At 58.4% G+C, this 14,806-nt stretch carries 12 protein-coding genes and 7 pseudogenes; 11 read left to right on the forward strand and 8 right to left on the reverse strand.

Features of this window, described 5'->3' with window-relative positions:
* Positions 1-30 precede the first annotated feature (30 nt).
* The 5 genes and pseudogenes from ACW4PC_RS15050 to ACW4PC_RS15070 all read left to right on the forward strand — a co-directional run bounded on the left by ACW4PC_RS15050 (position 31) and on the right by ACW4PC_RS15070 (position 4,910).
* Positions 31-884: pseudogene (locus ACW4PC_RS15050) on the forward strand (alpha/beta fold hydrolase).
* 158 nt (positions 885-1,042) lie between these two features.
* A pseudogene (gene rpsO, locus ACW4PC_RS15055) lies at positions 1,043-1,313 on the forward strand (30S ribosomal protein S15).
* A gap of 331 nt (positions 1,314-1,644) precedes the next feature.
* Positions 1,645-3,693 carry a polyribonucleotide nucleotidyltransferase gene (pnp, locus tag ACW4PC_RS15060; protein ID WP_455874304.1) on the forward strand — a complete coding sequence of 683 codons (2,049 nt, stop codon included), beginning with the start codon at positions 1,645-1,647 and terminating at the stop codon, positions 3,691-3,693.
* Positions 3,647-3,982 carry a hypothetical protein gene (locus ACW4PC_RS15065; RefSeq protein WP_455874305.1) on the forward strand — a complete coding sequence of 112 codons (336 nt, stop codon included), beginning with the start codon at positions 3,647-3,649 and terminating at the stop codon, positions 3,980-3,982. The genes pnp and ACW4PC_RS15065 overlap by 47 nt, the downstream gene beginning before the upstream one ends.
* Positions 3,915-4,910, forward strand: a pseudogene (locus ACW4PC_RS15070) (methyltransferase). Before ACW4PC_RS15065 ends, ACW4PC_RS15070 begins: the two are co-directional and overlap by 68 nt.
* A gap of 348 nt (positions 4,911-5,258) precedes the next feature.
* Here the strand turns inward: ACW4PC_RS15070 and ACW4PC_RS15075 are convergent.
* The 3 pseudogenes from ACW4PC_RS15075 to fabA form a co-directional block, all read right to left on the reverse strand.
* A pseudogene (locus tag ACW4PC_RS15075) lies at positions 5,259-6,061 on the reverse strand (SDR family oxidoreductase); the annotation flags it as partial.
* A gap of 18 nt (positions 6,062-6,079) precedes the next feature.
* A pseudogene (gene fabB / locus ACW4PC_RS15080) lies at positions 6,080-7,365 on the reverse strand (beta-ketoacyl-ACP synthase I).
* A gap of 71 nt (positions 7,366-7,436) precedes the next feature.
* Positions 7,437-7,952 (reverse strand): annotated as a pseudogene (gene fabA / locus ACW4PC_RS15085) (3-hydroxyacyl-[acyl-carrier-protein] dehydratase FabA); the annotation flags it as partial.
* Between the two features lie 298 nt (positions 7,953-8,250).
* On the opposite strand from fabA, the gene irrA reads away from it, so the two are divergent.
* A complete protein-coding gene (gene irrA, locus ACW4PC_RS15090) occupies positions 8,251-8,667 on the forward strand; it encodes an iron response transcriptional regulator IrrA (RefSeq protein WP_039843514.1) in 417 nt (138 codons plus the stop codon).
* Positions 8,668-8,670: 3 nt separating this feature from the next.
* Here the strand turns inward: irrA and ACW4PC_RS15095 are convergent, their stop codons facing one another.
* A complete protein-coding gene (locus ACW4PC_RS15095; protein ID WP_455874306.1) occupies positions 8,671-9,306 on the reverse strand; it encodes a trimeric intracellular cation channel family protein in 636 nt (211 codons plus the stop codon).
* Positions 9,307-9,424: 118 nt separating this feature from the next.
* Here ACW4PC_RS15095 and ACW4PC_RS15100 point away from each other — a divergent pair, with 118 nt between their 5' ends.
* On the forward strand, positions 9,425-9,892 hold the full coding sequence (locus ACW4PC_RS15100) for a hypothetical protein (RefSeq protein ID WP_194728614.1): 468 nt from the start codon (positions 9,425-9,427) through the stop codon (positions 9,890-9,892).
* A 4-nt stretch (positions 9,893-9,896) separates the two neighbouring features.
* On the opposite strand, the gene ACW4PC_RS15105 is transcribed toward ACW4PC_RS15100, so the two are convergent.
* Together ACW4PC_RS15105 and ACW4PC_RS15110 are read right to left on the reverse strand one after the other, a co-directional pair.
* Positions 9,897-10,685 carry a YdcF family protein gene (locus ACW4PC_RS15105; protein ID WP_455874307.1) on the reverse strand — a complete coding sequence of 263 codons (789 nt, stop codon included), beginning with the start codon at positions 10,683-10,685 and terminating at the stop codon, positions 9,897-9,899.
* Positions 10,686-10,834: 149 nt separating this feature from the next.
* On the reverse strand, positions 10,835-11,383 hold the full coding sequence (locus ACW4PC_RS15110; RefSeq protein ID WP_455874308.1) for a hypothetical protein: 549 nt from the start codon (positions 11,381-11,383) through the stop codon (positions 10,835-10,837).
* 104 nt (positions 11,384-11,487) lie between these two features.
* Here ACW4PC_RS15110 and ACW4PC_RS15115 point away from each other — a divergent pair, with 104 nt between their 5' ends.
* Positions 11,488-12,099 carry a hypothetical protein gene (locus ACW4PC_RS15115; RefSeq protein ID WP_455874309.1) on the forward strand — a complete coding sequence of 204 codons (612 nt, stop codon included), beginning with the start codon at positions 11,488-11,490 and terminating at the stop codon, positions 12,097-12,099.
* On the opposite strand, the gene ACW4PC_RS15120 is transcribed toward ACW4PC_RS15115, so the two are convergent.
* Entirely contained in the window at positions 12,096-12,314 is a 219-nt protein-coding gene (locus ACW4PC_RS15120) for a hypothetical protein (RefSeq protein WP_455874310.1), read from the reverse strand. The genes ACW4PC_RS15115 and ACW4PC_RS15120 overlap by 4 nt on opposite strands.
* A gap of 403 nt (positions 12,315-12,717) precedes the next feature.
* Between ACW4PC_RS15120 and ACW4PC_RS15125 the strand changes: the two genes are divergently transcribed.
* The 3 genes from ACW4PC_RS15125 (at position 12,718) to ACW4PC_RS15135 (ending at position 14,222) form a co-directional block, all read left to right on the forward strand.
* A complete protein-coding gene (locus ACW4PC_RS15125) occupies positions 12,718-13,215 on the forward strand; it encodes a hypothetical protein (RefSeq protein WP_455874311.1) in 498 nt (165 codons plus the stop codon).
* Between the two features lie 91 nt (positions 13,216-13,306).
* Positions 13,307-13,762, forward strand: coding sequence for a SagB/ThcOx family dehydrogenase (locus ACW4PC_RS15130; protein ID WP_455874312.1), 456 nt, complete (start codon positions 13,307-13,309; stop codon positions 13,760-13,762).
* A 103-nt stretch (positions 13,763-13,865) separates the two neighbouring features.
* Positions 13,866-14,222: a helix-turn-helix domain-containing protein gene (locus ACW4PC_RS15135; RefSeq protein WP_022713250.1), complete on the forward strand. Its 357-nt coding sequence runs from the start codon at positions 13,866-13,868 to the stop codon at positions 14,220-14,222.
* Between the two features lie 86 nt (positions 14,223-14,308).
* On the opposite strand, the pseudogene ACW4PC_RS15140 reads toward ACW4PC_RS15135, so the two are convergent.
* Positions 14,309-14,512 (reverse strand): annotated as a pseudogene (locus ACW4PC_RS15140) (hypothetical protein); the annotation flags it as partial.
* Positions 14,513-14,806 lie beyond the last annotated feature (294 nt).

Here is a 14,806-nt window from a genome sequence, read left to right on the forward strand (position 1 = left end):
ATGAAAACCGCCCAGTTTGAGGAGCAGGTCATGCGCGCAGTTGCGGTCGCAGTCGCGATGTTCTTTTCGGCCGTTCTCGCGGCCGCAAGCGCCCGGTCGGCCGAGCGCTGGGGCGGAGTTGCCCGCCTTCCCGCCCATGCCGCCGGCCAAGACGAGCGGCATGGCGCCAGTAAACGACATCAAGATGTACTACGCCGAGTACGGTGCGGGCGACCCGATCTTGTTCATCCATGGGGGCCTTGGCAGTGCCGATGTCTGGGGCCGTCAGGTCGAGAATTTTGCCAAAGACCATCTTGTGATAGTCGCCGACAGCCGCGGGCACGGACGCTCGACGCGCAGCCGGCAGCCTTTCGGCTATGACCTCATGACGTCCGATTATGTCGCACTGCTCGATTATCTGAAGCTCGACAAGGTCACGCTTGTCGGCTGGTCGGATGGAGGCATCATCGGCATCGACATGGCGATGAAGCATCCCGAGAAGTTGACGCGTGTTATCGCGCAGGCTGCCAATGTGACGACGGAGGGCGTAAAGCCGGACGTGATGACGAACAAGACGTTCAGCGACTACATCAATTGCGCGGGCGAGGCCTACAAGAAGCTCTCGCCGACACCTGAACGAATATGACGCATTCGTCAACCAGATTTCGGCGATGTGGATGAGTGAGCCCGCCTGGACTGCTGCCGACCTCGGCAAGATTACCGTGCCCGTCACCCTGGCAATCGGCGATCACGACGAAGCAATCAAGCTCGATCACACCGAAAGGATGGCGAAGGAGATCCCCGGTGCAAAACTCGTCATCCTGAAGGATGCCAGCCATTTTGCAATGCTGCAGGATCCCGAAGGGTACGATGCGATGATCCGTGACGCGATGGCGGGCAAGTGATAAATCCGCCATCTGGTGCGGGCCCCTTTCCATCGAGGCTCATTTGGTTTATAGGCAGCGCCAGCATCAGGCAGGACCTCTGAGCGCATTCGCGGCCGAAGCTGGACGACATCCCGGCTTTTGGCGACCTAATCTCCTCTCATAGAAAGGAACATCCGATGTCGATTACAGCTGAGCGCAAGACGGCTCTCATCAAGGAATACGCAACGTTCGAAGGCGACACCGGTTCTCCGGAAGTTCAGGTTGCGATCCTGACCGAGCGTATCAACAACCTGACGGAACACTTCAAGGGTCACAAGAAGGATAACCATTCCCGCCGTGGCCTGCTGACGATGGTTTCGAGCCGCCGCTCGCCTTCTTGACTATCTCAAGAAGAAAAACGAGGGCCGCTACACCAAGCTGATCACCAGCCTGGGTATCCGCCGCTAATGATTGCCGGCGGGCGTTCCTTATCGACGCCCGCCGGATGCTGTTTGAGGGGCCGATGGCCCCATGAAATTCTGCCGCCGCGCCCTATCTTCGCGTGGAGGAAATACGGCGGACCCGGATGGGCCGGTTCTGCCAAACCAACCGTTGACCTGTCATGCAGGATTCGGATGCTTTGGGCCAAAGTCTTTCAAGGAGGGCTTGGTCCGGTTTCTCAGGAAGCTGGGGATGAAAAGCCTCCCGTTGTCTTGCCCATGATACGTCACACCAATTGCGGTCGACGCGGCGCTGTGCTTTCCGCGACGGCGCGCGCTCCCGCATCGAAGGACAAGACATGTTTAATCAACACAAAGTTGAAATCGAATGGGGCGGACGTCCGCTCATTCTCGAAACCGGCAAGATCGCTCGTCAGGCTGACGGTGCCGTTCTCGCCACTTACGGCGAGACCGTTGTGCTCGCTACTGTGGTTTCCGCCAAGGAACCGAAGCCGGGCCAGGACTTTTTCCCGCTGACAGTCAACTATCAGGAAAAGACCTATGCCGCCGGCAAGATTCCTGGTGGCTATTTCAAACGCGAAGGCCGCCCGAGCGAAAACGAAACATTGGTTTCGCGCCTGATCGACCGCCCGATCCGCCCGCTCTTCGCTGACGGCTACAAGAACGACACGCAGGTCGTCATCACAGTCATCCAGCATGATCTCGAAAACAACCCTGACATCGTCTCGATGATTGGCGCATCGGCGGCCCTGACGCTCTCCGGCGTTCCTTTCATGGGCCCGATCGGCGGCGCTCGTGTCGGTTACATTGGCGGTGAGTACAAGCTGAACCCGACCATCGATGAAATGGTTGAATCGAGCCTCGATCTCGTTGTCGCCGGTACCGGCGATGCCGTTCTCATGGTTAAATCGGAAGCCAAGGAATTGGCCGAAGATGTCATGCTCGGGGCCGTCATGTTCGGCCATAAGGGCTTCCAGCCGGTCCTCGACGCGATCATCAAGCTCGCCGAGGTTGCTGCCAAGGAACCACGCGATTTCGTTACCGATGATCTTTCGGCCGTTGAAGCGGCCGTTCTGAAGGTTGCCGAAGCTGATCTGCGCGACGCTTACAAGATCACCGACAAGCAGCAGCGTTACGCATCTGTCGATGCTGCCAAGGCCAAGGTCAAGGCGCATTTCTTCCCGGAAGGTATTGAAGAGCCTGAGTTTTCTGCCGAAGAAATCGGCGACTGTACTTCAAGTCGGTTCAGGCGAAGATCGTTCGCTGGAACATTCTCGACACCGGCAGCCGTATCGATGGCCGTGATCTTGAAGACCGTTCGCCCCATCGTTTCGGAAGTCGGTCTCCTGCCGCGTACCCATGGTTCGGCCCTCTTCACCCGCGGTGAAACACAGGCGATCGTGGTTGCCACGCTCGGTACCGGCGAAGACGAACAGTATGTCGACTCGCTGACCGGCATGTACAAAGAAACCTTCATGCTTCACTACAACTTCCCGCCCTATTCGGTCGGTGAAACAGGTCGCATGGGTTCTCCTGGCCGTCGCGAAATCGGTCATGGCAAACTCGCCTGGCGCGCTATCCACCCGGTTCTGCCTGCCAAGGAACAGTTCCCCTACACGCTCCGTACCGTCTCCGAGATCACCGAATCCAATGGTTCGTCCTCGATGGCCACCGTTTGCGGCACGTCGCTGGCGCTGATGGATGCCGGTGTTCCGTTGCTCCGTCCGGTCGCCGGTATCGCCATGGGCCTGATCCTCGAAGGCGAGAAGTTCGCGGTTCTCTCCGACATCCTCGGCGACGAAGATCATCTCGGCGACATGGACTTCAAGGTGGCTGGTACTGACGGCGGCATCACCGCGCTGCAGATGGACATCAAGATCGACGGCATCACCGAAGAGATCATGAAGGTCGCCCTGGCTCAGGCCAAGGATGGCCGTCTGCACATCCTCGGCGAAATGGCGAAGGCCATCACCGAAGGCCGTTCGGAACTCGGCGAATTTGCGCCACGCATCGAAGTCATGAACATTCCGACCGACAAGATCCGTGACGTTATCGGTTCTGGCGGCAAGGTCATTCGCGAAATCGTCGAAAAGACGGGCGCGAAGATCAACATCGAGGACGATGGCACGGTGAAGATTGCATCGTCCTCGGCCAAGGAAATCGAAGCGGCCCGCAAGTGGATCCACTCGATTGTTGCCGAGCCGGAAGTTGGCGAGATCTATGAAGGCACGGTCGTCAAGACCGCTGACTTCGGCGCATTCGTCAATTTCTTCGGCCCGCGCGATGGTCTCGTCCATATCTCGCAGCTCGCTTCCGAGCGCGTTGCCAAGACCTCACGACGTGGTCAAGGAAGGCCAGAAGGTCTGGGTCAAGCTCATGGGCTTTGATGAACGCGGCAAGGTTCGCCTGTCGATGAAAGTCGTCGATCAGGAAACCGGCAAGGAAATCGTTCAGGAAAAGAAGTCTGCGAAGAAGACGCAGAATAAGCTTCTGAATATTTCACGATCGAAGCGCGCCCGGATTCCGTTCTCGGGCGCGCTTTTTCTTGATTACACGGTTCAAAAGACGGACATCATCATGAGCCAACGGCGCGCTCAAGACGCTTTTCCTGCCCTTTGTCCAGGAGATACTGCCAATTCCAGGTACAGGCGAGAAATGGCTGTTCCTTGGTGCTGAGTCAGATCGCGAAATCGCCGATGATTGGCGTAGCGTCTTGACCTGTCTCCAGCCGTTCCGGCCCGACTACCTGGCATTGCAGAAGGCTGGCTTTACTCGCCATCCCACGGTTGCAGGGTCATGAACGTTTCGACGGAGCGTTGATCCTGATCGGCAAGCATCGCGGCCGCAGATGAAGCCTGGCTGGCGCAAGCCCTCAGCCACGTCAATCCAGGTGGAAGCATCGTGGTTTCTGGAGACAAGAAACTTGGCGTTGATAGCTTCCGCAAGACCGTTGAAGGGCTGACGCCTGTCACCGACAGGCTATCGAAACACCACGCCGTCGCCTTCTGGTTCAATTGCCCGGAACAACTGAATCAGCGATGAATTTCAATCGCTTATGGCGGAGCCGACGCGACTGGAGAACCGGTTTACGACCGGGCCCGGCATGTTCTCGCACACCGCCATCGACAAGGGCTCGGCCATGCTGGTCAAGCATTTCGAAGGACGGATCAGCGGCCACATGGCGGACTTCGGTGCAGGCTGGGGCTATCTCGCCAGCGAGGTTATGAACTACCCGGACAAACTGAAGTCACTGGCCCTCTATGAGGCGGATTTCGAAGCGCTGGAGGCGGCCAGGCTGAACGTCGCCGGAAGCCCGGAGATAACGGTTTCCTTCCACTGGCATGATGTCGATAGTCGAAACAATTTCAGAGGATATTACGACACCATCGTCATGAACCCGCCATTTCATGCCGGGCGCAGTGCTGATCCGACGATGGGACAGGGGTTCATCGCGGCCGCGGCCGAACGCCTGAAGCCGGGCGGCAAGCTTTTGCTCGTCGCCAATCGGCAAATGCCCTATGAAGCCGGCCTCAAGGCACTCTTCAAATCGGTGCAGCCATTGGAAGACGATGCCGGGTACAAGATCATCGAAGCGAAGAGGTAAGAGCCCGTTGTAAATTCTACTGCGGTGGTCATTTGGTGCGGCTTTCTAAGCTTCCGGTGCTCACGTACTTCAAAGTACGCTGCGCTCCGGTTCTTACAAAACCACGCCATCAGCCTCACCGCAGCGACTTTCCACACGGGCTCAAAATGTCGACTCGGCACAACCATTTCACCACTCCCAGTGGAAACTTGTACCGGCTTTCCGAACTTTCATCCAGTAACAGAGCAGATACGCGCTGCGGCCGTTTCGTCGGATAGAAAGCCGGTGATCCTGTCCGGCCGGAGCAGAGGCGTCGCCGGCACTAATCTGCCTCGCTTGCTCGTACGTCCGCCTTGCTGCAGCGTCTGCCAGCGTCGGCATCGAGGCGATGTTGTACGCCGGCGTCCACATAGTGGATTTCGCCGGTGACGCCTGCTGGACAGGTCGGAGAGCAGGTAGAGGGCTGACCGGCCGACGTGCTCGATGCCGACGGTCCGGCGCAAGGGCGCATTGCGCTGGTCTGGCAGGAGAGGATTGCACGGGCATCCGCCGATGCCGGCGCCGGCCAGCGTGCGCGATGGGGCCCGCGGAGATGGCGTTGACGCGGATGCCTGCGCGGACCGTAGTCGGCGGCGAGGTAGCGCACCGATGGCCTCGAGAGCGGCCTTTGGCTACCCCCATGACGTTGTAGTTCGGGCATGACCGCGGGTCGAGCCGCCATAGGTCAGCGGTCAGGATCGAGCCGCCCTCCGGCCATCAGCGGTGCGCAGGCGCGCTGTGCGATCTCCGGTGAAGGAATAGGCAGGAGATGACCATGGTCCTGGCTGAAGTTGTCGCGCGTCGTCACGTCGGCGTAGCGGCCCTTGAGCTGCGTTCTTGTCGGAGAAGCCGATGGCGTGGACCACGAAGTCGAGTGGTGCCCCATTCCTTCTCCAGCGCTCCAGACAACGGCGTCGACTGAGTCGCGATGTCTTCGACGTCGCAGGGCACGCACGCAATTCCGAGCCGAGCTGTCCGCTGCGAGCGGTGTCGACGCGCTTGCCGAATGCGCCTCGCCCTGATAGGTAAAGGCAAGCTCGGCGCCGTTGGGCGGCAAGCGCCCTTGGCATATACCCCAGGCAATCGAATGGCTGTTCGGCGACGCCCATGATGAGCCCGCGCTTGCCCTGCATCGATTCGCGGCCATGCTCTTATCCGTTGTAGCGCTGGAAGACGAGCGATGCGTTGGTGCCGCCGAAGCCGAAGGAGTTGGTCAGGGCCGTATGTCGGTCTTCGCATTGTCGATGCGCTTGCGTGACAATAGGCATATCCACCGAATGCCGGGTCGAGCTCCTCGATATTTGCACTTTCGGCGATGAAATCATTGTTGCATCATCAGGAGCGAATAGATCGATTCATGCACGCCGGTGGCACCCTGCGAATGGCCCGTCAGCGACTTGGTCGACCGAGATCGGCGAGGCACTCGTTGCCCGAGCCAAAAACCTCGCGGATGGCGCCGATTTCCTTGAGATCGCCCACCGGCGGGTCGAGGTGGCGTGCGGATTGATGTAGTCGATATCGGACCCTTGACCGTCGAGCGATCGCCATCGGCGCATGCAGCGTGCGGCGCCTTCGCCGGACTTGGCGCGACCATGTCAGCAACCGTCGGAGGTCGCGCCGTAGCCGACGAGTCTCGGCGTAGATCTTGGCGCCGCGGGCCTTGGCATGCTCCAGCTCTTCAAGAACGAGAACGCCGGCGCCGCCGGCGATGACGAAGCCGTCGCGGTTGTCGTCGTAGGCGCGCGAGGCCGCTTCGACGGCGTGTCGTTGTACTTGGAGGACATCGCGCCCATGGCGTCGAAACAGGCACGGACAGGGTCCAGTCGAGGTCCTCGCGAGCCGCCGGCGAACATCACGTCCTGCTTGCCGCACTGGATCATCTCATGCGGCATTGCCGACGCAATGCGTTCAGACGTCGGCGCAGGCCGAGGAGATCGAGTAGTTCGACGCCGTGGATCTTGAACCAGGTGGCAAGCGTCGCCGACGCGGTCGGACGACATGGCCTTCGGCACCGGCAAACGGGCCGATGCGCTTCGGGCTGGAACCGGTCTCGATGGTCGATCTCGGCCAGCTTCGATGATGCGTGCGGGTGGACGGAGCCGCCGGAGCCCATGATGATGCCGGTGCGTTCGTTGCCGCTAATCAGGATCCGCGTCGAGCCCGGCATCGGCAATGGCCTGCTCCATGGCGACATGGTTCCAGGCGCCGCCTTGCCGACATGGAAGCGCATGGCGCGGCGATCGACCAGCGTCGGTCGGATCGAGCGCTCGGGGCGGCCCACGGACCTGGCACTGTGAAAGCCATGCTTCGGCATATTCGTTGGAGCAAGGACAATGCCCGACTTCGCCGTCGCGCAGCGAGGCTCGTGCACCTCTTGCGGCATCTATTGCCGATCGAGGACACGACGCCCATGACCCGTGACAACCACCCGCCGCATGCGTTTCGACCTTTTCGTTTTTCTATCTTGGAATACCGGGCCAGCGTCGCCCGATAGAACCTCAGGCGGCGCTTTTCCTGGAACAGGCCGACGCGCAGGTCGGTTGCCTTGTAGATGGCCTCGCCGTCGGCCTTCATCCAGCCGTCGGCGATGCCGAGGACCAGATCGGCCGCGCATGACGCGCTTGAAGTCGATGCCGTACTCGACAAGCTTGCGTCTTGGGCGTGCACCATGCCGGTGAACTTCACCTCGCCGGTAGAGAGTGCACGGCCCTTGCCGGGTTCGCCCAGCCAGCCGAGGATAGAAGCCGGTCAAGCTGCCACATGGCGTCGAGGCCGAGGCAGCCGGGCATCACGGGATCGCCCATGAAGTCGACAGGGGAAGAACCAGAGGTCCGGCTTGATGTCGAATTCGGCGCGAATGATAACCCTTGCCATGCTGCTCCGCCCGTCTTCGGAAATCTGCGTAATGCGATTGAACATCAGCATCGGCGGCAGCGGCAATTGCGCATTGCCCGGGCCGAACATTTCGCCACGGCCGCAGGTCAGGATTTCCTCATAGGTGAAGCTGGATTGTTTCGTTGTCATCAAAATTCTGTTTCCCCCGCACGTGCCAATGGAGTGAGTGTTTAGTCCAAGTTCCAAGGAAAATGAAGCATAAGCATGGCTAGTTCTACCCCGCCCTTGAACTGACTTGTCGCCTTATTTGGTGGTCGCATACAGGAAGGCCAAGGCCCCGGCCAGACCCAATTGCGTCAAAAGCCCGATTTTCCGGCGTTTCGGAGGCCATTGTCCCCATTGGAACTATTGAAAGGCTCCCGCGCAAAAGATATATGGCTTAGGAAACCTGATTGATTGACGCTAGAATAACCGGAGTTCTTTCCTTATGGCGGCTGCAGCCCCGATCGCAATCGAAGCCAGACTGCGCAGCGCAGGCCTGCGACCGACGCGTCAACGCGTTGCGCTCGGCGATCTGCTTTTTGCGAAAGGCGACCGGCATCTGACCGTCGAGGAACTGCACGAGGAAGCAGTGACCGCCGGCGTCCCGGTTTCTCTGGCGACCGTCTACAACACGCTGCACCAGTTTACTGAAGCTGGCATGATCCGTGTTCTCGCCGTCGAGAGCGCCAAGACCTATTTTGACACCAACGTTTCCGATCATCATCACTTCTTTGTCGAAGGCGATAATGAAGTGCTGGATATTCCGGTCAGCAACTTGACGATCGGCAATCTACCGGAGCCGCCGCCGGGCATGGAAATCGCCCATGTCGACGTTGTAATCCGCTTGCGCCCGAAGCGCTGAATTTCACATGACATCGTCAGGGTGGCGACCGGGCTTGTGCCTGTAGGTCGGGAACGTCCATCCGAACCATAATGCGCCGCCGCGTACGGCGAAGGCTGCGACAACGCCAAGGGCGGATGCGCCATAAAGCGGCAGGCCGAGTTCAGTTGCACCCGTAAAGATGCCCGCGCCGAAGAGTGCCGCAGTGATGTAGATTTCGGGTCTCAGGAGCACGGAAGGCTCGTTGGCCATCAGATCGCGCAACACGCCCCCGAAGGTTGCCGTCAGTGTCCCCGTCACGATCGCGATCGTCGGCGAGCCTGTCGCGGCAAGTCCCTTGGCCGCACCCATGACGCAATAGGCGGCGAGCCCCACCGCATCGAGCCAGATCAGCAGCCGGTAACGCGACTCCACGAGATGGGCGGTGAAGAAAACCACGATGCCTGCCAGACAGCAGATGACGATATAGGCTGGGTTCAGCACCCAGAATACCGGCACGCGGCCAAGCACGATATCGCGCACCGTGCCGCCGCCGGTGCCTGTTACCATCGCGAAGAAAAGGAAGCCGATGAGGTCGAGCTGCTTGCGCGAGGCGGCGAGCGCACCCGTCGCGGCAAAGAGTGCGATGCCAGCATAATCGAGATAGACGAGCAGAGACATTGATTGGCCCCCAGAGCCGGCACACGATACTGAACTGAATCACGGCGGCAAGGGCGGCGCAAGGCGGATCGTCCAGAATGGGCGTCTGTCAGTGTCCATCCGACAAAAGAGGAAAGCCGTGAAAGCGCTTCTCATCGTCCTGAACTTCATAGCCCTCCTTGTGGCTCAGTCGGCCTCTGCGCAGCAATCGCTGATCTCGGATCCGGAAATCTACGAGAAGAAGCATTTCACCGAGCAATGTACGAAGGCCGAATTTTCGGACGCTTACATCACGCGCCAGGACATCAACAATGACGGCCTTATCGACGCCGTGGTCAATGAGGGCGAATTGACCTGCGACGGAAAGAAGGGGCCGCAGTGCAACGACGATGGCTGCACCTATAATTTCTACCTGCAGGTGGCCGAGGGCGGCTATTTCATGATCGCGACGGCGCAGATCTACGGCTACGATTTCATCAAGCGCTTCGGCAATATGGTGCTGGCCATGAAGATGCATCCGCGCTTCTGCGATCGCACCGACGGCGGTCCCTGCATCGTAACGGCGCGTGTTCGCGGCACGAAGTTTGTCACCATTTCAAAGAAATAATGCATCAGGCTGGATAGAGCTCGGACGTTCGACCAGCAAAGTAATAGCCGACGAGACCGAACCATTCGCGCACGGCGGTCGCCAAGTTCTGGGCATTGAGGCTCGGCTGCGTGAAATCGATGCCCAGCGCTACATGACCATCCGTCCGGTAATCCGTCGGCCACGGCACGACATCGATGCCCTGCTTGCGGAAAATGCCGACCGAACGCGGCATGTGATAGCCGGATGTGATCATCAGGCAGTTCGAAAGTCCCTGGCTTGCAAGCAGTTCCTTGGTATTAATCGCATTTTCGAAGGTCGTGCGGGATGTTCTGTCTTCGACAAGCCGTTCACGCGCAATCCCGAACAGCGGAAAGAAGCGCGCCGAGGCGGCCGCATCGCCTTCATATTTTCCAGAAATCGAGCCATCCCCGCCGGAAATCAGAATGCGCGATTGCGGATATCGCTGCGCCAGCCGCAGCGCTTCGATAAAACGGTCCGCGCCTGCATTGAACTCGATTCCGTGGCTGGTCGTATTCACTTCATTTTCAAACGCGCCGCCGAGAACGATCATGCATTGCAAGTTATCCGGATCACGGCCCGGCTTTGGAAAGCGCAATTCCAGATCCTGGAGGAGGTAATTGCCTGTTGTGGTGAAAAGGATGACGAAGAGCAGCAGTGTGCCGAGCGCCGAGAAAAATACGGCGAGGCGCCTGAAGCGGAGAACGACGGCAAGGAATGCGAAGAGAATTAGGAAGAACACCAGCGTTAGCGGCTGGCCGAAGACCCAGACTAACTTCGAGAACAGAAACAATGATACCCCCAGGTCAAAACCAGCGGCATCTTATCCGATTCGATTGTGATGGGAATGACGGACGCATGGCACGATCGGAAGCTTGTATTGGGATGGGCTTTCGGCAAAGGAACACTGTTGCTTCAAGCAAAGCTCCGCAAGCGTTTACGTCAATCAACGCGCAATCCGCCACCTGGGCATTCGCATTGGTTCGGCCGGTATCTTACGGAGAATTTCAATGCCCTGATGGCAGACTTTCCAAACGCAATAACACGATTGCCGTGCCGTTTATCTTGTCGATGCTGATGACAGGCCGCGTCTCCACCATCAGCATCGTCGCCATGCAGGGCGTGGCCCGCTTGCTTTGGCCAGCCGCATAGGTGCTGTCTTGGGTCGTCGCTTTTTCCGGTGCTGTTGCGGGTCACGCCAGCTGTGCGGCGCATCGCTTCGTTCATCGTTGAATTATAACGAAAAAATACCGGCAGACCACATGGCCTGCCGGCACTGTGCATCGCCGCCGCGCAGATCAGGCTCAATCGGATCATCCCCGGATTTGTCTTGCCGCCCGTTTGTGTTCCGTCTTTCGAGCCGCTAGTTTGGGGCCGACTTATCTCCTGGAAGCCCTCGCGGACATGTCTGCACTTGAGAATTTCGCCGAAAAATCTGCGGCGCCTCTGCCTTGCCAAGGCAGGCAGCATCAGCGCTGCCGCGCGCGGCATGCAAATCGGCCGCTCGCAGATTGAATCCTATCTTCAGGCACGGCGCGCACCGGGCCGGGCGTCTGTAGAGGATCTGTGAATATCTCGGTGTGACCGAGGAAGAGATGTACCAGCGGCCGGTTGCGGTCGATTTGGACCACGGCCGTCCATCGGCGCAACGCATCTTGTCTGCGGCGAGGGATGCACTGGAACCGCTCCTCTTTGCCGATCCTTCCGCCGGTATCGCACCCGGCATTTATCATGCCTACATGACGATCCCTGGTACGCGGGAGAGCCTGCTTTGTGCCGTTGTTGTTATTGCCAAGCAGGGAAGCGCCACGACTTTCCGGCGTCTTACCAATCGAGCGATCAAGAAGGGCGAATATTGGTCCCGCTTCACCGGCGATCACAAAGGCATCGTCGTCGAGCGGCTCAATTGCCTTTCCTTCGTCGCAGCCAATCAGATTGGTACACAAGAGCCGACGCTGATGCGCCTTCGGTGGCTGCCATTCTCCGAGAAGCTGCTTGGAGGGCACGCCATGATTTTTACGCCCGCTGGACCGTCCTTCAGTGCCGTTGTGATGGTGCCGCTGAGCACGAAGATAAACCTCAGAACGGCGCTGCGCCTCGCGAAAGTCTACCGAACGGCCGATGAGGCCGTTCCGCGGATCGTACGGGACATGATTACCCAGCAGCGTGCCGATTTCATCTCTTCAGTCACACGCGATCTCGGTTAGTTGAGCGACAGCCCGGCTTCATGGGTCGTGGGCGCGTGATCGACGTTGACGCGGTGCGCCTCGATCAGCGCCATTGACAAGAGGTAGGTCAGCATCGGCTGCCGGGCGGTGCGGCTTTGCGCGATCAGCGTATTCAGCATGTCGATCGTATAGTCACCGACCCCATCATGCAAATTCAGCGTTTGTTCGGCTTGTGCAGTCTTTTTATGGGCCATCGTGCTTTCTCCGGCGTCTTGTCGAGTTCATTCGCGCATTATGATTGGCATAATTCACGTTTTTCGGCTAGATATTTCTGTATAAACACAAAAATAACGATTTTAATTCAGAAATTTCCGGTTTTTGACTTAAACTGAAGCAATATGCCACTGTGATGTATCAAACTAATATTTGCGAATTAATCGAATATTTTCGGTTGGCGCCTCATTGTTCGGGCTGCGATCAACACCGATTGCTTTCGAACCGAGGAGATGGAGCATGCAGAAGAAGAGCAAGCCGAACCTTAAGGTTACCGCAGCCAAGGCTAAGCCGACTTTTGTCAGCCGCGGCATGATGTTCCGCATCGATTAAGCGATGAGATGCCTGCCGGGCGAATCGAGTCGCGGCGGGCATTTTTCTGCGATGCGCTATCGTTCCTCCCGCACGCTCGTCTTCCATAATGATGGTGCCGAGTTCGTAGCCTGTAATTTCCTCACCAAGGCTGTCTTCGAGTGCAGTCCGGACCTTCTGGATTTTTTGCGCGCTATTGCCGAGTGGAGTGATCGCGCCGCGATCCGCGATCAAGCGCCCGGCCATAGTGAGGACGAACTCGATGAAACGCTTGTGGCGCTTGTAGAGATGTCCGCACTCGTCGTCGAAGGATCCGAACTTGAGATGCGGGAGGACGCTTTCCGTCAGCATTGGAAGTGGGGTATGCCCGCCGCCCTGATGCATTTTTGCGTTCAGGACCCCGATTACATGTCCCTAAATGAGGCCGAAGATCTGCAGCGCGCTGCGCTCGCAAGCGATGGCGAGATCGAGCTCTACAGCCTCAATTCGGGGCAAGGTGATGTCATTTCGCTATCCGCCGAACCCTCCGGAAATTCTTTGTTGGAGCTGATGGCGAGGCGGCGGACTTGAACGCAAGGGTCTTACGAAAGCCGTGTCATTGCACGCGCTCTCCGACGCGCTTTTCGCAGGCCTTGGAATCACAGGCACTGCACGAAATTCGGTGGTGACGCTGCCGCTGTCGATGACACCGTCCGGCGGCGCACGCAACCCTTATGAAGCTTATGTTTTTGCGAAGGCGGTCGACGGGCTGGCGCCAGGAATTTATGACTATTCGGCCTTCGAGCATTCGCTGGCAAAGATATCGGACGCTTTGCCCTCTTTCGGCGATCTCGTGGGCGGTCAGGAATGGGCGGATACCATGCCCTGCATGATCGTACTCGTTGCCCATATGGACCGCAGCATGTGGAAATATAGCGATGCCAACGCCTACCGCGTGGTTTTGATCGAGGCCGGGCACATTGGGCAAAACATCATGCTTTCGGCCACGGCGCATGGCATGACGGCTTGCCCAACCGCGGCTCTAAGCCATACGCGGATCGGCGAATTGGTTGGTCTGCGCAATCCTGCTCATGCGCCGATCTACGCGCTGACGCTTGGTTTCCCTGACGTAGCGTAAAGCCCAAAAAAAGTCGGTTGAATTTTGCAACTATCGGGTTGAGTTCTGCTCAAGAACCGGCATAGTGTCGTTAGGAATTCGTTAATACATGAGGGAATGCTAGGTGCCGGATCCCGTAGATATCCTCGTCGGTCGCAATGTCAGACAGCTCCGCGCCCGCCGCCGTGTCTCGCAACTGGAGCTTGGGGAAGCTCTTGGTTTGACGTTCCAGCAAATTCAGAAATACGAAAAAGGCACCAACCGGGTCTCCGCCAGCAAGTTGCACCAGATCGCGGTCTTTCTTGGCGTTGAGATCTCCGCTCTCTTTGAAGGCGCAGAAACGTCGCAATTCCCGTCAAAAGTTGCTTTAAGCCCCGAGGCTTATGAACTGGCTGTCAATTATGACAGGCTTCACTCGCCCGCGGGCAAAGAAGCGGTCAAGACCATTCTGACGCTGATGAGCGCGGAAAAGGCTGCCTGACGCTCCGATTGCGGCGCCATGACAAAAGAGTATCCCGGTACCTTATGCCCGCCGCAGGCGGGTTTCTTTTTGTTTCGGGATCTTGAATGAAGTTCGCGCTCGTGCAGCGCGACAAGCAAGTCGTCCTGCGTGTGATGCCCGGCATGATAAAGGTCGATCGCGATGCTGGCGATCGAAAGGCCCTGCTGGCTGCGGAGCTTGATGTTGCGCTCGGCACACCAAGTATAAAGCGCGCCGGCAAGGACGTCGACGTCATCCGGCTGAAAGGACAAGGAGGCTGCTGCCGTCATGCAAGTGACCTTCAATTGGTTTGTTCCCCAAAATTATGCGGGTAGTAGTGATGGCATTTCAGCAAGTTGCAAGCGGCATCCGCAGCCTGCGTTAACGCAGGACGTATCGCTGGTTTTCTCTGTTTCAAATTGGAACAGAAATGGCCGGCTCTACGGAGCGGTTCTGGATTTGTGTGGTTTTGAGACATGCCGCCATGTGCCGGGTGGCGGTTTCCCGTCTATCGGCCGCTCGAAAATTGGGCTCCAAAGCGGCGCGCGTGTTGCCCCATAGAACCTTAGTCGTCCGTGACGAAC

The organism is Rhizobium yanglingense, from assembly GCF_977109285.1.